This is a genomic window from Rhodobium orientis (genome assembly GCF_003258835.1).
GTDB classification, from domain to species: Bacteria; Pseudomonadota; Alphaproteobacteria; order Rhizobiales; family Rhodobiaceae; genus Rhodobium; species Rhodobium orientis.
Genome location: NZ_NPEV01000008.1, coordinates 78721 through 96907 on the forward strand (window position 1 = coordinate 78721; position 18187 = coordinate 96907).

Below are 18187 nucleotides of genomic sequence, written 5' to 3' on the forward strand. Positions count from 1 at the left end.
AGACGAATTGGCCTATCATCCCGAGGTTCCTTGACGTTTTACAGGGTTTGAGAGGCCGTGCAAGCCGGCCTTTGGGGGAAAGCACCTAATTTCGGTCACACCGTTGCGCGGCGGTCACGGTTTTGCGGCGCCAAAGAAGCTGAGGGTGGTTATGTCGTTCCATGTGACAAAGATCATGAGGGACAAAACCAGTGCGAATCCAACGCGGTAGCTGAGATCCATGACACGTTCGGAAAGCGGCCGGCCGCGCACCGCCTCAATCGCGTAGAAGGCCAGATGGCCACCGTCCAGCAGCGGAATCGGCACCAGGTTGATGAGGCCGATGCTGATCGACAGCACCGCGATCAGGTTGATGAGCTGCATGACGCCGAGGGACGCCACCTGGCCGGAGATGTGGGCGACACGAATCGGGCCGCCGAGCTGGTCGGCCGGATTGCGGCCGGCGATGACGCCGCCGACATAGTCGACGGTGCGCTCCAGGACGTCCCAGGTCTCTTCGACCGCTGCCGCGAAGGCGGTGTGCGGCAGGTAGGTCTTGACGATGACGTCGGACGGCTTGGTGCTGCGGCCGATGCCGAGAATGCCGAGGCGCTGCTCGTTGCCGAAGCGGTCCTCGATGGTGCGCAGCTCCGGCGTCACCACCAGGTCGCGGCGGGTGCCGTCGCGCTCCACGACGACGTCGAGCGGCAGTCCGGCATTGACGCTGACCATGCGCTGGACGTCGGCGAAGCTCTCGATCGACTGGCCGTCGATCTCCACGATCCGGTCGCCGGGCTCGAAACCGGCTGCCGCCGCGGCGCTCTGCGGCTGCACGGTATCGACGCGGGCCGACACCATCTGCTTGCCGTAAATGCTGAAAAACAGCGTGAAAATGGCGATCGCCAGGACGAAATTCGCAAGCGGTCCGGCGGCAACGACGGCGGCGCGCTGCCACAGCGGCTTGGCCGGGAAGCTGACGGAGCGTTCGCTGGCGTTCATGGCGGCGACGGCATCCCGGTCCGGCGTGCTGGCGGCGCCCTCGTCGCCGTAGAACTTGACGAATCCGCCGAGCGGGATGGCCGAGACCTTCCAGCGGGTGCCGTGCCGATCCACGCGGCCGAACAGCTCCGGGCCGAAGCCGATGGAGAACACCAGCACCCGGATGCCGCACCAGCGGGCGACGAGGAAATGGCCGAGCTCGTGGAAAAACACGACGACGGTCAGGACGATGAGGAACGGCAGGATGGTTCCTACCAGCACCGACCCGGTTCCAGTGATGATTTCCATGTGACGGCCTTCTTAAATCATGCGTCGACGGCAGCACCGCGCCGGGAAAGCGCCAGGCTAACCGAACTTTCCTACAAAATGTTACCTGCCGGGCGTCGTCAACCGCTGCGTGCCCGGTATCGCTCGACTGCGGTTGTCGTTGGCGCCCTCGTTACGCCCATCATGCGGCCATGATGTGGCGGGTCAGGGCGCGGGTTTCCGAATCGAGCTCCAGGGCGGCCTCGAGCGAGCCGGGCTCCTTCAGGAGACCGCGCTTTTCGGCGGCATCCAGCGCCGCCTCGACGGTGCCGGCGATGTCGAGAAAACCGATCCGCTCGGCGAGAAAGGCGTGGACGGCGATCTCGTTGGCGGCGTTGAGAACCGTCGGTGCCCCCTCGCCCCGCTTCAGCGCGGCAAGCGCCAGGGCAAATGCCGGGAAGCGGTCGAAGTCGGGCTTTTCGAAGGTGAGTGTCGCCAGCGCCGCCAGGTCGAGCCGGGCGCTCGGCGCGGTGCCGCGCTCCGGCCAGGACAGGCAATGGGCGATCGGCGTGCGCATGTCCGGCGCGCCCAACTGCGCGAGCAGCGAGCCGTCCTCGTACTGGACGAGGCCGTGGATCGCCGATTGCGGGTGGATCAGGGCCTCGAACTGATGCGCTTCGAGCGGGAACAGATGGAAGGCCTCGATGATCTCCAGGCCCTTGTTCATCAGGGTCGCCGAATCGATGGTGATCTTGGCGCCCATCGACCAGTTGGGGTGCTTGAGGGCCTGGCTGGGCTTTGCCTGTTCCATCTCCGCGCGGGTCCAGGTGCGGAACGGGCCGCCCGACGCGGTCAGAATCACCTTTTCGATGCGGCCGACATTTTCCCGGTCGAAGACCTGGAAGACGGCGTTGTGCTCGGAATCCACCGGCAGCACCCGGGCGCCGGCGCGCGCCACCTCGGCCATGAAGAGGGATCCGGCACAGACGAGGCATTCCTTGTTTGCAAGGCCGATGCGCCCGCCGCCCTGGACGGCGCGCAGGGCCGGCTCAAGGCCGGCGGCCCCGGTGATGCCGGCCATCACCATGTCGGCCGGCATGGTCGCCGCTTCGATCAGGGCGGCACGGCCGCTAGCTGCCTCGATGCCGGTGCCGGCAAGGGCGTCGGCGAGCGTTGCATAATGCGCATCGTCGGCAATGACGGCGCGCTCGGGCCGGAATTTCAGCGCGATCTCGATCAGCTTGTCGACGCTCGACTGGGCGGTGACGGCAACCAGCCGGTAGCGGTCCGGCGCGCGGTCCACGAGATCGAGGGTGCTGGTGCCGATCGACCCGGTGGCGCCGAAGACGGAAAGGCTCATCTGCCCGGCAGCGCTGGGTCGGGCGTCGGGCGCTTCGGCGATCGTAAGGTCCGGTTGGGGTCTCGACATCACATCTACCATAACAGCAATCCGGCGGCCGGGTGGAACAGTCCGCCGCGGAGCCAGCCGATCAATGCGCCCAGAATGGCAGCGGCAATGAGGGCGTCAACGCGGTCCATCAGCCCACCATGGCCCGGGATCAGCGATCCGGAATCCTTGCGGCCGACCCGGCGCTTGATCGCCGATTCGAAGAGATCGCCGAGCTGGCCGGCGACGGAAAGGAGCGCGGCGGTGGCGGCAACGCCGATGCCGGCCGGAAGGCCTGCGGCAATGACGACACCCATGCCGGCGGCAACGCCGATGACGAGGCCGCCGATGGCGCCGGACCAGGTCTTGTTCGGCGAGACCTTCGGCCAGAGCTTCGGCCCGCCGAGCCCGCGGCCGGTGAAATAGGCGGCGATGTCGCTCGCCCAGACGACCGCGAACAGGAACAGGACGGCGGCAAGGCCGAGCGGCCCGGCGCGCAGCGAGATCAGCGCGACGCCGCCGAGGCCGGCGTATAGGAGGCCGGTGGCGAGCCCGAAGGACGAGCGCACGAGCCTGACCAGCATGAACAGGATTCCGGTCGCGACCGCGATGAGAGCCAGCCCAGGCACCGGCCCGAGAACCGCCGTTGCGGCAACGGCGGCGACCGTCGCGGCGCCGACGATGCCGACGCCGACCTTGGAGGCGCCGCGGATCGTGATCGAGGCCCATTCCAGAAAGACGATGGCCGTGCCGAGAACGACGAGGCCGGCATAGAAGAGACCGCCGAACCAGGTCGCGGCAACGGCGAGCGGCAGCAGCACCACCGCAGAGGCGATGCGCAGCAGCAATTCGTGCTTTTTCGGCTGAACGGGCGCCGCCGGCCGCACCGGCCGGCGAACCCTGGGCCGTAGCGGCTCGGCGCCGCTCATCTCGGCCTCGCGCGCGCCTCGACACCCCCGAAACGCCGGTCGCGGGCGTTGAATTCGGCAAGGGCCGCCCCGAAGGCGGTTTCATCGAAATCCGGCCAGTAGGTCGGAATGAAAACGAATTCCGAATAGGCGGCCTGCCAGAGCAGGAAATTGGAAAGGCGCTGCTCGCCACTGGTGCGGATGATGAGGTCCGGATCGGGCACGTCGCGGGTGTCGAGGGCGGCCGTCAGCGCCGTCTGGTCGATGGCGTCCGGACTCATCTCGCCGGCTGCGACGGCCGCGGCGATGCGCTGCACGGCGCGCACGATCTCGTCGCGGGCGCCATAGTTGAAAGCGATGACCAGCGTCATGCCGGTATTGCTGCGGGTCGTCGTCTCGGCGTCGTGAAGAAGCCGGCGCAGGTCGGGATTGAGCCGGTCGCGGGTGCCGATGATGCGCACCCGGACATTCTTGCGGTTGAGGTCGGCGAGATCGGAGCGGATGAACAGCCTCAGGAGCAGCATCAGCTCGGCGATCTCTGCCGGTGGCCGCGACCAGTTCTCGGACGAAAAGCTGAACAGGGTGAGATAGTCGATGCCGCGCTCGCGGGCATAGCGCACCGTCTTGCGCACCGCTTCCACCCCGCGCCTATGCCCCTCCGCGCGCGGCAGGCCGCGGGCGCTTGCCCAGCGACCGTTGCCGTCCATGATGATCGCCACATGCGACGGTGCCAGATCGTCGCCGGGCAACTCCAGCGGAAGAGTAGAGGCTTCGAGGCGCACGGTCATTGCGTCTACCACCAAAGGTCCGCGGCGACCGCCTCAGACCTGCTTGATTTCTTCTTCCTTATGGGCGAGCAATTCATCAATGCTTTCAATATATGTGTCCGTCAGGGCCTGAATTTCTTCGCCTTGGGCGTGATGCTCGTCCTTGCTCATAACGCCTTCTTTTTCGAGCTTTTTCAAGGTCTCCATGCCGTCGCGGCGGACATGACGCACTGCAACGCGGGCCTGCTCGGCATACTTGTGGGCGATTTTGGCCAATTCCAACCGGCGTTCCTCATTCAACTCCGGGATCGGAAGGCGCAGCAATTGCCCGTCCATGACCGGGTTGAGGCCGAGGCTTGATTCGCGGATCGCCTTGTCGACGGCATGGACCATCGACTTGTCCCAGACCTGGACGGAAATCATGCGCGACTCGGGAACACTGACCGTGGCCACCTGGTTGATCGGCATCTGCTGGCCGTAGGCCTCCACGGTGATCGGCTCAAGCAGCGCCGCCGAAGCGCGCCCGGTGCGCAGGCCCGACAGCTCCGTCTTCAGTACCGAGACCGCGCCGTCCATGCGCCGACCGAGGTCGTCGAAATCGACTGATTGATGTTCCATGATTTCCTCGCAAACATATGCTTTTGGCGTCGGCCGGACGCAGAGAGAAGCAGGCCAGTGGTGGTCAGTCGCCGACGACGGTCGCCCGGCCGCTGCCACACAAGACGTCAACAATCGCACCGGCCTGGTGAATCGAGAACACGATTATCGGAATCGAATTGTCGCGGGCAAGAGCAAAGGCGGCCATATCCATCACCGCGAGGCCTTTTTCGATCGCCTCGCGGTGGCCGAGGCGCTCGTAGCGGACGGCGGAGGGATCGGTCTTGGGGTCGGCGGAATAGACGCCGTCGACCTGGGTGCCCTTCAGGATGGCGTCGCAGCCCATCTCGGCGGCGCGCAGCGCGGCGCCGGAATCGGTGGTGAAGAACGGATTGCCGGTACCGCCGGCAAACAGCACCACCCTGCCCTCGTCCATCGCGGCCGTCGCCGCGCGCTGGGAAAACGGCTCGCAGATGTTCGGCATCGGCACCGCAGAGAGCACGGTTGCCGGCACCCCGCGCTTGGCGAGTGCGCCGTGGACGGCGATGCAGTTGATGACCGTCGCCAGCATGCCCATGTGATCGCCGGCGACGCGGTTGCCGCCCTCGGCCGCCACCGTCATGCCGCGCACGATGTTGCCGCCGCCGATGACGAGGCCGACCTTGACCCCGAGGTCGACCGCCTCGGCGATCTCGCCGGCGATGCGGTCAACGAAGGCGCCATCGATGCCGTAGCCTTTGTCGCCCATCAGGGCCTCGCCGGACAGCTTCAGGATGACCTTGCCGTAGCGGGCGGTTTCCGTCATCGGACGTTCCTTATCCGGGTCGGGTTATCGGTGCGCAACGCAGATACAAAAACGGCGCCGGATTTTTCGTCCGGCGCCGTTTGCCAAATCAGTTGCCGCCGGCCATCGCCTGGACTTCGGCGGCGAAGTCGTCGTCCTTCTTGTCGACGCCCTCGCCGACCTCGAAGCGGACGAACCCGGCGACCTTGATCGGCGCGCCGATCTCCTTCGATGCGGCCTCGACGGCCTTTTCGACGGTGTTGTCCGGATCGACGACGAAGGGCTGCTTCAGGAGCGCCACTTCCTCGAAGAACTTGCGCATGCGGCCTTCCACCATCTTCTCGATGATGTTCTCCGGCTTGCCGGATTCGCGCGCCTGCTCCGAATAGACCGCGCGCTCGCGGGCGGCGACGTCGGCATCGACCTCATCGGGCGTCACGGCGAGCGGATTGGAGGCGGCAACGTGCATGGCGATCTGGCGGCCGAGCGCGTTGACGGCCTCGGCATCGCCGGTCGATTCCATGGCGACGATGACGCCGATCTTGCCAAGACCCGGCGCGATCGCGTTGTGCACATAGGACGAGATGACGCCGGCATCGACGGCAAGGCCGGCGGCGCGGCGGAACGTCATGTTCTCGCCGATGGTGGCGATCTGCTCGCGCAGCTCGTCGTCGACGCTGTGCGACTTGCCGGGATAGGTCGCAGCGGCCGTCGCGTCGCGGTCGCCGCCGACGGTCAGCGCGGTCTCGGCGATGTCGCGCACCAGCTTCTGGAAGCCGTCGTTGCGGGCGACGAAGTCGGTCTCGGAGTTGATCTCCACGATGGCCGACTTGGCGCCGTCCGTTGCCACGCCCACGAGGCCCTCGGAGGCGACGCGGCCGGCCTTCTTGGCGGCTTTGGCAAGCCCCTTGGTGCGCAGCCAGTCGATGGCGGCTTCCATGTCGCCGTCGTTCTCCATCAGGGCCTTCTTGCAGTCCATCATGCCTGCGCCGGTCTTCTCGCGCAGTTCCTTGACTTGGGTGGCTGAAATGCTCATCGGATCGCCTCGTTGTCGGTTTGTCTCAGCGAAGGGGTGTCAAAGGCGCGCACCGCCGGCGGACACAATCCATCGACGGTGCGACACATTTATGATCTCCGGCCGTCTGCCGGCCGGCGGCGTGGTGTTACGCGTCCGCGCCTGCGAGGGTGGCGGCCTGGGAGACCCATTCCTCGCGCTCGATGCGGCCCTTGAAGGCCAGCGCCTCGTCGATGCGCGCGATGTCTTCCGCGGAAAGGCCGGCCACCTGCGCGAACTTGGCGATACCGAGCTTGTTGAGCTTGGTCTCGATCACCGGGCCGATGCCGTTGATCTTCTTCAGATCGTCCGGCTCGCCTTCCGGCGCCTCAAAGAGCGCGACGAGCTCTTCCTCGCCCGCATCTTCGGAAGCAGCTTCGGCGGCAGGCTCTGCGGCCGGCGCCTCGGCGGCAACCTCCTCGGCGGTGGGAGCCTCAGCGGCGACTTCCTCGGTTGCCGGGGCCTCGGTCGCGACGTCGGCGAGCGCCGGCTCCTCGGTGAAGATCTCCTCGGCCTCGCCGATGTCGACACCCATGGAGCCCTGGGCCCGGCCGATGCCGTCGATGGCGGCGCGGGCGATCAGGTCGCAGTAAAGGTCGATGGCGCGGGCGGCGTCGTCATTGCCCGGGATCGGGAAGTCGATGCCGGCCGGATCGCAGTTGGTGTCGAGGATGGCGGCGACCGGGATGTTCAGCCGGCGCGCTTCCTGGATGGCGATCGATTCGCGGTTGGTGTCGATCACGAACAGAAGGTTCGGGATACCGCCCATGTCCTTGATGCCGCCGAGGTTGCGCTCAAGCTTCTCTCGCTCGCGCGACAGGAACAGGCGCTCCTTCTTGGTCAGCGCCTGGGCGGAGCCACCGTCCAGCATCTCCTCCAGCTTGCGCAGGCGCTGGATCGAGTTGGAAATGGTCTTCCAGTTGGTCAGCATGCCGCCGAGCCAGCGGGCGTTGACGAAATACTGGGCCGAGCGCCGCGCCGCATCGGCGACCGAATTCTGGGCCTGGCGCTTGGTGCCGACGAACAGCACGCGCCCGCCGCCGGAGACGGTGTCGGACACGACCTTCAGCGCCTGATGCAGCAGCGGCACCGTCTGGGCGAGGTCGATGATGTGGACGTTGTTGCGAAGACCGAAGATGAAGGGATCCATCTTCGGGTTCCAGCGGTGACGTTGATGTCCGAAGTGCACGCCTGCTTCCAGGAGCTGGCGCATGGTAAAATCAGGCAGAGCCATGGCTCGCGTTTCTCCGTTTTTCCGGTTCAGCCTCCGCGAGAGCACGGCCTCATGGCCGTCGATACACCGGATGGACCCGTCCCTGTGTGGGGACGCGCCCTGCCCTCGCGTGTGGAATGGGCGCCTTATAAGGCGGGATTCCGCCCGTTGCAAGCGGCTTCGGGCCTGAAAATCCGCGAAACCGCCGCGCCGGTGGCGGGCGTTACGGCGGCGCCTACTGCATTTCCACCTGAATGACGCCGGAAATCGTCTTCAGGGCGCCGGCGATCTGCGGCGAGACGTTGTAGCTGCCGGGAAGCCGGATCTCGACCTCGCGCATGCCGCCGTCGAGCAAGAGGACGACGCTGACGTCGCCGCCGCCGCCGCGTTTGTCGAGCCGGCGCGACAGGTTTTCCGCCAGCTTTCCGTCGCGCACATAGACGCGCATTTCCTTGTTCGCCTTGACCGCCACGTCGTCGAGCGGGCGGATCGTCTGGACGCGGACGCCGACGCTGTCCTCTTCCAGCCGCGTCAGCACGTCCAGCACCACGGAGGTGCCCGGCTCCAGCAGGTCGCGGTATTCGTTGAGCATGTCGGAGAACAGCATCGCCTCGAACTGGCCGGTCGGATCGGAGAGCTGGATGATGCCGATGCGGTTGCCGTTGCGCGAGCGGCGCTCCTGGCGCGAGGTGATGGTGCCGACGAGGCGGCCGCCCGGCGCGCCGCCCTTTGCCGCCTCCACGAACTCGGCCCAGAACTGGATGTTCAGCTTCTTCAGGACGGAGCGGTATTCGTCGAGTGGGTGGGCGGAGAGATAAAAACCGATGGCGTCGAACTCGCGCTGGAGCTGCTCGGCCGGCAGCCAGGCATCGACCGGATCGAGACGGACGCTCGGGGCATCGAAGCCGGAAAAGAGCTGGCTCTGGCCGGCGCCCTCGTCGGCGCTGGTGCGGGCCGCCTCGCCGAGGATGCGGTCGAGCCCGTTCATCAGCCGGGCCCGGTTCGGCTCCATGTCGCTTAGCGCGCCGGCGGCAACGAGGCTTTCCAGGCACCTCTTGTTGACGTAGCGCGGGCTGATGCGGCCGGCGAAATCGGTAAGATCCTTGAACGGCTTGTCGCCGCGCGTCTCGACGATGTGTTCGACGACCTGGCGGCCGACGCCCTTCAGCGCGGCAAGCGTATAGACGATCGATCCGTCGGCGACGTCGAACTCGGTCGCGGTGCGGTTGACCGAGGGCGGCACGACCGGAATGCCGAGGCGTTCCGCCTCGCGCTTGAACTCGTGCAGCTTGTCGGTGTTGCCCATGTCCAGCGTCATGGAGGCGGCCAGGAACTCCACCGGATAGTTGGCCTTCAGATAGGCGGTCTGGTAGGCGACCAGCGCATAGGCCGCGGCGTGCGACTTGTTGAAGCCGTAATTGGCGAACTTGGCGAGAAGATCGAAGATCTGGTTGGCCTTGGCGTTGCCGATGCCGTTGTCGATCGCGCCGCCCACGAAGCGCTCGCGCTGGGCGTCCATCTCCGCCTGGATCTTCTTGCCCATGGCGCGGCGCAGAAGGTCGGCTTCGCCCAGCGAATAGCCCGACATCACCTGGGCGATCTGCATCACCTGTTCCTGGTAGATGATGACGCCGAAGGTCTCCTTCAGGATCGGCTCCAGCAGCGGATGCAGGTAGTCCGGCTCCTCCTCGCCGTGCTTTCGGGCGTTGTAGATCGGGATGTTGTCCATCGGGCCCGGCCGGTAGAGGGCAACGAGGGCGACGATGTCCTCGAAGCGGTCGGCGCGCATGCCGGCGAGCGCCCGGCGCATGCCCTGGCTTTCCACCTGGAACACGCCGACCGTCTCGCCGCGGCCGAGCATCTCGTAGGTGGTTGCATCGTCGAGCGGCAGGGTCGACAGGTCGATGTCGATACCGCGACGGGCAATGAGGCGGACCGCCGTCTGCAGGACCGTCAGCGTCTTCAGGCCGAGGAAGTCGAATTTCACCAGCCCCGCCTGTTCCACCCACTTCATGTTGAACTGGGTGACCGGCATGTCGGAACGCGGATCGCGGTAGAGCGGGACCAGCTCGTCGAGCGGCCGGTCGCCGATGACGATGCCGGCGGCGTGGGTCGAGGCGTGGCGGTAGAGGCCTTCCAGCCGGGTTGCGATCGAGAACAGCTTTTCGACGATCGGCTCGGCCTTGGCCTCTTCCTGCAGGCGCGGCTCTTCGGCGATGGCCTTGTGCAGCGGCGTCGGGTTGGCCGGATTGTTCGGCACCAGCTTGGCCAGCTTGTCGACCTGGCCGTAGGGCATCTGCAGGACGCGGCCGACGTCGCGCATCACGGCGCGGGCCTGCAGGGTTCCGAAGGTGATGATCTGGGCGACCTGGTCGCGGCCGTATTTCTCCTGGACGTAGCGGATGACCTCGTCGCGCCGGTCCTGGCAGAAGTCGATGTCGAAGTCCGGCATCGACACGCGTTCAGGATTGAGGAAGCGCTCGAACAGGAGCCCGAAGCGCAGCGGGTCGAGGTCGGTGATGGTCAGCGCATAGGCGACCAGCGAGCCGGCGCCCGAACCGCGGCCCGGGCCGACCGGGATGCCTTCGCCCTTGGCCCATTTGATGAAGTCGGAGACGATCAGGAAGTAGCCGGCATATTGCATGCGGCTGATGGTGCCGAGTTCGTGTTCCAGGCGCGCCTCGTAGGCGTCGCGTTCGACGCCCGGCGCAAGGCCGTGCACCTCCAGCCGGTGCTCCAGGCCGCGGATCGCCTGGGCGCGCAGCTCCTCGGCCTCGGCGGCAGCGGCTTCCCCCGGATCGGCGCCCTCCGCATCGGCGGTGAAACGCGGCAGGATCGGCTTGTGGGTATGCGGGCGGAAATGGCAGCGCCGGGCGATCTCGACGGTGTTTTGAACCGCCTCCGGCAGGTCGGCAAAGAGCTCGACCATTTCCGCGCGGGTCTTGAAATAGTGGTCGGGGGTCAGCCGGCGCCGGTCCTCCTCGATGACGACCCGGCTTTCGGCAATGCAGATCAGCGCGTCATGGGCCTCGAAATCGTCGCGGGCGGGAAAGAACGGCTCGTTGGTGGCAACGAGCGGCAGGCCCTTCCTGTAGGCAAGCTCCACCAGCGGGCCTTCGGTGCGGGCCTCGCGCGGGTCTTCGTGGCGCTGCAGTTCCACATAGAGGCGGTTGCCGAAGGCGGCGGCAAGCCGGTCGAGGCGGGCCTCGGCCTGGACCGGACTATCTGCCAGAAGCGCCTGGTTGACCGGGCCGCCGGTGCCGCCGGTCAAAACGATCAGGCCGTCGCTTGCAGCGGCGAGCCGGTCCATGGTCACGTGCGGCTTCATGGTATTGTCGGTGTCGAGGAACGAGTGGCTGACGAGGCGCACGAGATTGCCGTAGCCGGCCTCGTCGGCGGCGATGAGCACAAGGCTCGGGAGCTCCCGGCCCTTGTGCTGGCCGCCGTTGTGGGGCCGCCGCTCGTCGGCGGTGGCATCCTCGAAATCGACGGCGAGCTGGCAACCGACGATCGGCTGGATACCGGCGCCGGCAGCCTTTTCGGAAAATTCCAGCGCGCCGAAGAGGTTGCCGGTGTCGGCGATGCCGAGCGCAGGCTGCCGGTCACCAAGCGCCAGGTCCAGCAGCCGCTTGAGCGGCAGCGCCCCTTCCAGCAGCGAGTAGCCGGAATGCACCCGCAAATGTAAGAAGCCGACCGCGTCCATCGTCCCCATCCGCATGGCGGCGACTCACGCCGCCCGTCGGGGCGAGTTTGAAAAGAACGGGTGGCGGAGTCGACCCTTAAGGGGCCTGCGGCGACTGTCCCGCCGTCCTCGTCCACAGCCGATCCCTTTTCGCGGGGAACCGTCGGCATGGCCTGCCGGTCGGCCGCCCCCTCGCGGGGAAGCGCCGCCGGCGCGCCGGCGGGCGGCGTCAGCCGACCTGGGCGAGGATGTTGATCCAGAGCGTCAGCGAGGAAGCAAAGAGGGCAAGGGCAACGAGGGCGGCAACGTCGCGGGCAAGGGCTTGCATCGGTCAATCTCCTTGTACACCATTTGTTCTTCCGGACTATGTTCGTTTTTTGTTCTCCTGTCAAGTTCTCCCCGCCCGGGATCTTGCAGGCGTTTGAAATGTCAGGATGCCGCCTGCAAATGCGCCCGCGACCGGGGCCGAAGACGAAGCGTCCGCCAGCCTCCGAAGCAGGTGCGGATGCGGACCGGGGCCCCGCAAGACGGATCACATTTCATTGAGCGGTGCGAAAATCCGCGGATTTGCGGGATTTTGACAGCGCGGCTCGTTTTGTATTTTAACACTTTATTCGGCTGCTCACGGCTAGAAACCGTTCAGTCTAACAAGGTATGGACAACCCTTGATGCATCCTCTCGCCAATTTCTCGGAAGTATTGAAACGTTTTCTACGAAAGCGGTCTTCCGTCGATTTTCGCGCATTGGTCGAGTCGAGCATGGATATTGTTATCCAGGTTGACCGCAAACACCGCTTCATTTACGTCTCGCCCTCGGTTACTGAAGTTCTCGGGTGGACGCCGGAAGAAATGCTGGATCATCCGGAACGCATGGCCGTGAAAGAGGAGATGTTCTGTCTGGTGGAGCGCGGCGAAAAGATCCTCCAGGGCGAGATCGTCAGCTCCCGCAAGACGTTCCGGACCGTTGCCAAGGACGGCACGCTGAAATGGCTGGACGGGTGCGCCCATGTCCTCAAGGATGCCGTCGGCGGGAGGGAGCCGAACATCGTCGTGACGCTGCGCGACGTCACCAGCGAGAAGCTGGAAGAGCAGGAAGTCCGCCAGCTCGCCGCCACCGACGTCCTGACGGGCCTCGCCAACCGGCGGTCCTTCGATGAGGCGCTGGAACGCGCCTGGCACAGCTCGCTGCGCTCAAGCAGCCAGTTGTCGCTGCTGCTTCTCGACCTCGACCGCTTCAAGGGCCTCAACGACCGCTACGGCCACCAGGTCGGCGACGACTGTCTGCGGACGGTGTCCGCGACGCTCATGAAGGCCGGGGCACGGCGGCGGCGCGACCTTGCGGCGCGCTATGGCGGCGAGGAACTCGTCGTCATCCTGCCCGACACCGGCTCTGCCGATGCCACGGCGGTTGCCGAGCATGTCCGCAAGGCGATAGAGGATCTCGGCCTGCCGAACGAGGACAATACGGCGGGCAACGGACTGGTGACCGCCAGCATCGGCGTTGCCACGGCGCTTGCCCGCAGCGGCGGCACGATGGGCACGCCCGGAGGCCTGTTGATGGCCGCCGACAATGCGCTCTACAAGGCCAAGGCGGACGGCCGGAACCGGGTCGTCAGCACCATGCTGCTGGCGCCGGCTGAGGCGGCGACCGGCTAGGCCGGCGGCCCGAGCCCGATCAGATCTCCACCACCCTTCCCTCCTGCAGCGTGATGCGCCGGTCCATGCGGCGGGCAAGCTCCAGGTTATGGGTAGCGATCAGCGCGGCAAGGCCGGTGGCGCGCACGAGGGCTGCCAGCGCGTCGAAGACATGGGCCGAGGTGCGCGGGTCGAGGTTGCCGGTCGGCTCGTCGGCCAGCACCAGCCGCGGCGCGTTGACGACGGCGCGGGCGATCGCCACGCGCTGGCGCTCGCCGCCGGACAGCTCGGCCGGGCGATGGTCGCCGCGATCCTTCAGCCGCATATAAGCGAGAAGCTGCTCGGCGCGCACGGCCGCTTCCTTGCGCCCGAGGCCGCAGATCATCTGCGGCAGGACGAGATTCTCGACCGCGGTGAACTCCGGCAGCAGGTGGTGGAACTGGTAGACGAAGCCGATGTCGAGGCGGCGGATGCGGGTGCGGTCGGCATCGCGCAAGGAGCCGCAGGCGGTGCCGTTGATATAGACCTCGCCCTCGTCGGGCCGCTCCAGGAGGCCGGCGATGTGCAGAAGCGTCGACTTGCCGGCGCCGGACGGTGCGACCAGCGCGACCAGTTCGCCGGCACCGATCTCAAGGTCGGCACCGGTGAGGACGTCGAGCCGCCCCTCGCCCTCGCGATAGGCGCGCTGAACGCCGGAAAGCTGCAGGGTCGGCGGCCGGTCGGCAGTGGGTGCGGTGTCGGTCATCGCCTACTCGTAGCGAAGCGCTTCGACGGGATCGAGGCGGGCGGCGCGCCAAGCCGGGTAAAGGGTGGCAAGGAAGCAAAGCACCAGGGCCATGACGACGACCGTGACCGTCTCGCCATTGTCCATGTCGGCCGGCATCTCGGCGAGGAAATAAAGCTCCGGCGAGAACAGTTCGGTGCTGGTCAGCCAGGCGGTGAACTGGCGGATCGATTCGATGTTGGCGCAGACGACGACGCCGAGCAGGAACCCGGCGAGCGTGCCGATCGTGCCGATGGCCGCGCCGGTGATGAAGAAGACACGCATGATGGCGCCGCGGGTCGCGCCCATGGTGCGCAGGATGGCGATGTCGCTGCCCTTGTCCTTCACCAGCATGATGAGGCCGGAGATGATGTTGAGCGCGGCGACGAGCACGATCAGCGTCAGGATCAGGAACATCACGTTTCGCTCCACCTCAAGGGCGGAAAAGAAGGTGGTGTTGCGCTGTCGCCAGTCGACGATGAAGGTCGGCCGCCCGGCCGCCTTTTCCACCGTCGGGCGCATCTCGCCGACGTCGTCGGGATGGTCGACGAAGACGTCAATCGCCGTCGCCCGGCCCTCCTGGTTAAAATAGAGCTGGGCCTGCGCGAACGGCATGAAGACGAGGGTGTTGTCGTATTCCGACATGCCGACCTCAAAGACGGCGGCGACCGGATAGGCCTTCACCCGCGGGGTGACGCCGAGCGGTGTGGCGTTGCCGCGCGGGGTGACGATGGTCACCTGGTCGCCGACAGCAACGCCCATGGAGCGGGCGAGCCGGGAGCCGACGGCAATCCCCTTGCCGGTGTCGAAATTCTCCAGCGAGCCGGCGATCACCGTGCCGCCGACCAGCGGCAGGCGTTCCAGGTCGACGTCGCGCACGCCGCGGACCAGCGCGCCGAAGGCGCCGGCCGGCCCGGAGACGAGCGCCTGGCCCTCCACATAGGGCATGGCAAAGACGACGCCGTCGACCATGTCGAGGCGGGCCGTGACGTCGGCATAGTCGGTCAGCGGGCCGTCGATCGGCTGGACCAGGAAATGGCCGTTGACGCCGAGGATCTTGTCGAGGAGCTCGGTCCGGAACCCGTTCATCACCGCCATGACGATGATCAGGGTGGCAACGCCGAGCATGATGCCGAAGAAGGAAAAGCCGGCGATGACGGAGATGAACGCCTCGCGGCGGCGGGCGCGCAGATAGCGCCAGGCGAGCATCCACTCGAACGCCGCAAAGGGGCGGGTCGCACCCGGCGGCGCGCCTGCAGCATCCATGGCGTCGGGTGCGCCTGTCTCCGTCACGATGCGCCCCTTGCCTCCGCGACAAGGCGGTTCATGGCGGCTTCCGGCGTCAGCGAGGCGCGCTCGCCGGTCGCCCGGTTCTTCAGCTCCACCTCGCCCGAAGCCAGCCCCTTCGGTCCGACGACGACCTGCCAGGGCACGCCGATCAGGTCCATGGTGGCGAACTTGGCGCCGGCGCGCTGGTCGGTGTCGTCATAGAGCGCATCGAAGCCGGCGGCGCGCATCTCGCCATAGAGCCGCTCGCACATGGCGTCGGTGGCGGCGTCGCCCTGCTTCAGGTTGACGACGGCGGCATCGAACGGGGCGACCGAGGCCGGCCAGATGATGCCGTTGTCGTCATGGCTCGCCTCGATGATGGCGCCGACGAGGCGCGACACGCCGATGCCGTAGGAGCCCATATGCACCGGCACGTTCTGGCCGTCGGCCGTCGTCACCTTGGCGTTCATGGGATCGGAATATTTGGTGCCGAAATAGAAGATGTGGCCGACCTCGATGCCGCGGGCGGCGATGCGCCTGTCTTCCGGCACGGCCGCGAAAGCCGCCTCGTCGTGCTTTTCGTCGGTGGCGGCATAGAGCGAGGTCCAGGCATCGACGATCGGCGACAGGTCGCTGTCGAAGTCGACGTCCTCGCCGGGCACGGGCATGTCGAGAAGGTCCTTGTGGCAGAAGACGCCGCTCTCGCCGGTCGAGGCAAGGACGATGAACTCGTGGCTCATGTCGCCGCCGATCGGGCCGGAGTCCGCCTTCATCGGGATCGCCTGCATGCCGAGGCGGGCAAAGGTCCTCAGATAGGCCACGAACATACGGTGATAGGCCCGGCGAGCGCTCTCCTTGTCGAGGTCGAAGGAATAGGCGTCCTTCATGAAGAATTCGCGGCCGCGCATGACGCCGAAGCGTGGGCGCACCTCGTCGCGGAACTTCCACTGAATGTGGTAGAGGTTGAGCGGCAGGTCGCGGAACGAGCGCACATAGGAGCGGAAGATCTCGGTGATCATCTCCTCGTTCGTCGGGCCGTAGAGCATCGAGCGGTCGTGCCGGTCGCTGATGCGCAGCATCTCCTTGCCGTAGTCGTCATAGCGGCCGCTTTCGATCCACAGATCGGCCGGCTGCACCGTCGGCATCAGCATTTCCAGCGCACCGGCGCGGTTCTGCTCCTCGCGGACGATCCCCTCGATCTTGCGCAGCACCTTCAGGCCGAGCGGCAGCCAGGAATAGATGCCCGCGGCTTGCTGACGCATCATGCCGGCGCGCAGCATCAAACGGTGGGAAACGATCTCCGCCTCTTTCGGGGTCTCTTTCAAAATCGGCAGGAAATACCGGGACAATCGCATGGGGGAGCTCGCTTTATCGGGAATCGGGCGTTTCGAAAACGCGTGTGAAGTCAAACCGGATGCGGGTGGAAATTACAAGCCCTTGCACAGAGGCGCGCCGTCGCGCCGGGGTCTCCAATGGCGGAAATTAACCTTTTCCCTAGATCGGTCAGAGCCCTCACAGAAAATATGATCAATTTTGCGGCGACAGGTGCACAAAATGATGACAAACCGATTTCGATGGGTTAGTCTTATAGGATAAATACAAGGGATCGCCGCTCTAAGTGGATGATCCTAACGAGGCATCGCGGTCTGAGTCTTGGGAGGAAGGACTCCCTGGCGCACCTTAGGGTCGCAGCCGCTCAAACGCAGGAGATCCCTGATTTCCTGTAAAAGAGCTATGGGAGTTTAGACGCGTAACTTTGGTAAGCAAGGCTCACAAGGCCTTGCTTATTTTTTTGTTGCCAATGCCTCCCGCAATCGCGCCCTCTCCTGCCACCAAAAAAGTCACTTATCTTTCAACACCGTAGTTATTCGCGCAGCACACCTTACCGCCAGCGCGGGGGCGACACGCCGTGTGTCCGGACGCCTCTTCCCGCAAGGATGGCGCGCGTTTTCAGAACGGCGGTGTGGTCAGGATGTCGAAATTACGATCGGGGGACCATCGCGCGACGCGTCAGCGGCACGGGCCAAAACGTACGCCCGCAGCCGCGACGTGAGCCCTATCGCGGCCCCGGAAGCGGGATGTCGTCGATTCGGAAGCCGGCTGCCCACAGGGCGTAGAGGCCGGCGAAAATGAGTCCCGCAACGACGGTGGTGGCGAGGAATTTGCGGATCAGCATCGGCCGCGCCGGAGCGCTCGGCGCGGAGCCGGGCACGATGTCGTCTTCCTCCGCCTGGGTGCGCACGCCAAAGGGCAGGACGGCGAACAGCACCACCCACCAGATGATGAAATAGATCGCAAGGGCGCTCCAGAACGACATGGTCGATCAGGCTTCTTCCAGCTCGACGAGGGTGCCGCAGAAGTCCTTGGGATGCAGGAACAGCACCCGCTTGCCGTGGGCGCCGATCTTCGGATCGCCGTTGCCGAGGACGCGCGCGCCTTCCGCCTTCAGGTGATCGCGGGCGGCGATGATGTCGTCGACCTCGTAGCACAGGTGATGGATGCCGCCGGTCGGGTTGCGATCGAGGAAGTTCTGGATCGGCGAGCCCTCGCCGAGCGGCTCCAGCAGCTCGATCTTGGTGTTCGGCAGCTCCACGAAGACCGTGGTGACGCCGTGGTCCGGCTGCGGCACCTTGTCCGACACCGTACCGCCGAGGGTGTCGCGATAGACCGCGGTCGCCGCATCGATGTCGGAAACGGCAATCGCCACATGGTTCAGACGTCCGATCATGTCCTTCAACTCCTCATCGTTTCCATCGTTCTAGTGCATCCGCCCCGGTCCGCAAATGCTCCGAATGGTGGAATCGATCTGTGCGTTCAGACGCCATGCAGGCTTTCCGGCGCATTGGCGCCGGCGCATTCAACGCGGATGTTTCCGCGTTGAACACCCAAACTCCGCAAGTCGGGC

Annotated in this window: 15 protein-coding genes; 1 reads left to right on the top strand and 14 read right to left on the bottom strand. The window is 65.9% G+C overall.

The features are described 5' to 3' along the window. Positions 1 to 114: 114 nt before the first annotated feature. The 9 genes from rseP to dnaE all read right to left on the bottom strand — a co-directional run bounded on the left by rseP (position 115) and on the right by dnaE (position 11652). The gene (gene rseP, locus CH339_RS05880) at positions 115 to 1266 is read right to left on the bottom strand and encodes an RIP metalloprotease RseP (protein WP_111433401.1); all 1152 of its coding nucleotides are present in this window, start codon (positions 1264 to 1266) and stop codon (positions 115 to 117) included. A 160-nt stretch (positions 1267 to 1426) separates the two neighbouring features. Continuing rightward, complete coding sequence (locus tag CH339_RS05885; protein WP_184443285.1) at positions 1427 to 2653, bottom strand: 1-deoxy-D-xylulose-5-phosphate reductoisomerase; 1227 nt, start codon at positions 2651 to 2653, stop codon at positions 1427 to 1429. Between the two features lie 5 nt (positions 2654 to 2658). Continuing rightward, the gene (locus CH339_RS05890; protein WP_111433404.1) at positions 2659 to 3540 is read right to left on the bottom strand and encodes a phosphatidate cytidylyltransferase; all 882 of its coding nucleotides are present in this window, start codon (positions 3538 to 3540) and stop codon (positions 2659 to 2661) included. Then, a complete protein-coding gene (locus tag CH339_RS05895; RefSeq protein WP_111433405.1) occupies positions 3537 to 4307 on the bottom strand; it encodes an isoprenyl transferase in 771 nt (256 codons plus the stop codon). Before CH339_RS05895 ends, CH339_RS05890 begins: the two co-directional genes overlap by 4 nt. A 33-nt stretch (positions 4308 to 4340) precedes the next feature. Next, complete coding sequence (frr, locus tag CH339_RS05900) at positions 4341 to 4904, bottom strand: ribosome recycling factor (protein ID WP_111433406.1); 564 nt, start codon at positions 4902 to 4904, stop codon at positions 4341 to 4343. A 64-nt stretch (positions 4905 to 4968) separates the two neighbouring features. Next, positions 4969 to 5688, bottom strand: coding sequence for a UMP kinase (gene pyrH / locus CH339_RS05905; RefSeq protein ID WP_111433407.1), 720 nt, complete (start codon positions 5686 to 5688; stop codon positions 4969 to 4971). 88 nt (positions 5689 to 5776) lie between these two features. After that, the gene (gene tsf / locus CH339_RS05910; RefSeq protein WP_111433408.1) at positions 5777 to 6703 is read right to left on the bottom strand and encodes a translation elongation factor Ts; all 927 of its coding nucleotides are present in this window, start codon (positions 6701 to 6703) and stop codon (positions 5777 to 5779) included. A gap of 127 nt (positions 6704 to 6830) precedes the next feature. Then, positions 6831 to 7955, bottom strand: a complete 1125-nt coding sequence (locus tag CH339_RS05915; RefSeq protein WP_111433409.1) for a 30S ribosomal protein S2 — start codon at positions 7953 to 7955, stop codon at positions 6831 to 6833. 214 nt (positions 7956 to 8169) lie between these two features. Beyond that, positions 8170 to 11652, bottom strand: a complete 3483-nt coding sequence (gene dnaE, locus CH339_RS05920) for a DNA polymerase III subunit alpha (protein WP_244668972.1) — start codon at positions 11650 to 11652, stop codon at positions 8170 to 8172. A gap of 632 nt (positions 11653 to 12284) precedes the next feature. Between dnaE and CH339_RS05925 the strand changes: the two genes are divergently transcribed. Next, a complete protein-coding gene (locus CH339_RS05925) occupies positions 12285 to 13271 on the top strand; it encodes a sensor domain-containing diguanylate cyclase (protein WP_111433411.1) in 987 nt (328 codons plus the stop codon). 19 nt (positions 13272 to 13290) lie between these two features. Here the strand turns inward: CH339_RS05925 and CH339_RS05930 are convergent, their stop codons facing one another. The 5 genes from CH339_RS05930 to mce all read right to left on the bottom strand — a co-directional run bounded on the left by CH339_RS05930 (position 13291) and on the right by mce (position 18010). Beyond that, entirely contained in the window at positions 13291 to 13995 is a 705-nt protein-coding gene (locus CH339_RS05930; RefSeq protein ID WP_111433412.1) for an ABC transporter ATP-binding protein, read from the bottom strand. Between the two features lie 3 nt (positions 13996 to 13998). After that, positions 13999 to 15279, bottom strand: coding sequence for a lipoprotein-releasing ABC transporter permease subunit (locus CH339_RS05935; RefSeq protein ID WP_244668979.1), 1281 nt, complete (start codon positions 15277 to 15279; stop codon positions 13999 to 14001). A gap of 23 nt (positions 15280 to 15302) precedes the next feature. Beyond that, entirely contained in the window at positions 15303 to 16637 is a 1335-nt protein-coding gene (proS, locus tag CH339_RS05940; RefSeq protein WP_111433413.1) for a proline--tRNA ligase, read from the bottom strand. Between the two features lie 701 nt (positions 16638 to 17338). After that, positions 17339 to 17599 (bottom strand): DUF1467 family protein, encoded by a 261-nt coding sequence (locus CH339_RS05945; protein ID WP_111433414.1) that lies wholly within the window; start codon positions 17597 to 17599, stop codon positions 17339 to 17341. A gap of 6 nt (positions 17600 to 17605) precedes the next feature. After that, positions 17606 to 18010, bottom strand: a complete 405-nt coding sequence (gene mce, locus CH339_RS05950; RefSeq protein WP_111433448.1) for a methylmalonyl-CoA epimerase — start codon at positions 18008 to 18010, stop codon at positions 17606 to 17608. Positions 18011 to 18187: the final 177 nt, after the last annotated feature.

Excerpts from the sequence above, each read along its gene's own strand:
- rseP (WP_111433401.1), bottom strand. The coding sequence starts at position 1,266 with ATGGAAATCATCACTGGAACCGGGTCGGTGCTGGTAGGAACCATCCTG.
- CH339_RS05885 (WP_184443285.1), bottom strand. The coding sequence starts at position 2,653 with ATGTCGAGACCCCAACCGGACCTTACGATCGCCGAAGCGCCCGACGCC.
- CH339_RS05890 (WP_111433404.1), bottom strand. The coding sequence starts at position 3,540 with ATGAGCGGCGCCGAGCCGCTACGGCCCAGGGTTCGCCGGCCGGTGCGG.
- CH339_RS05895 (WP_111433405.1), bottom strand. The coding sequence starts at position 4,307 with ATGACCGTGCGCCTCGAAGCCTCTACTCTTCCGCTGGAGTTGCCCGGC.
- frr (WP_111433406.1), bottom strand. The coding sequence starts at position 4,904 with ATGGAACATCAATCAGTCGATTTCGACGACCTCGGTCGGCGCATGGAC.
- pyrH (WP_111433407.1), bottom strand. The coding sequence starts at position 5,688 with ATGACGGAAACCGCCCGCTACGGCAAGGTCATCCTGAAGCTGTCCGGC.
- tsf (WP_111433408.1), bottom strand. The coding sequence starts at position 6,703 with ATGAGCATTTCAGCCACCCAAGTCAAGGAACTGCGCGAGAAGACCGGC.
- CH339_RS05915 (WP_111433409.1), bottom strand. The coding sequence starts at position 7,955 with ATGGCTCTGCCTGATTTTACCATGCGCCAGCTCCTGGAAGCAGGCGTG.
- dnaE (WP_244668972.1), bottom strand. The coding sequence starts at position 11,652 with ATGCGGATGGGGACGATGGACGCGGTCGGCTTCTTACATTTGCGGGTG.
- CH339_RS05925 (WP_111433411.1), top strand. The coding sequence starts at position 12,285 with ATGCATCCTCTCGCCAATTTCTCGGAAGTATTGAAACGTTTTCTACGA.
- CH339_RS05930 (WP_111433412.1), bottom strand. The coding sequence starts at position 13,995 with ATGACCGACACCGCACCCACTGCCGACCGGCCGCCGACCCTGCAGCTT.
- CH339_RS05935 (WP_244668979.1), bottom strand. The coding sequence starts at position 15,279 with ATGGATGCTGCAGGCGCGCCGCCGGGTGCGACCCGCCCCTTTGCGGCG.
- proS (WP_111433413.1), bottom strand. The coding sequence starts at position 16,637 with ATGCGATTGTCCCGGTATTTCCTGCCGATTTTGAAAGAGACCCCGAAA.
- CH339_RS05945 (WP_111433414.1), bottom strand. The coding sequence starts at position 17,599 with ATGTCGTTCTGGAGCGCCCTTGCGATCTATTTCATCATCTGGTGGGTG.
- mce (WP_111433448.1), bottom strand. The coding sequence starts at position 18,010 with ATGATCGGACGTCTGAACCATGTGGCGATTGCCGTTTCCGACATCGAT.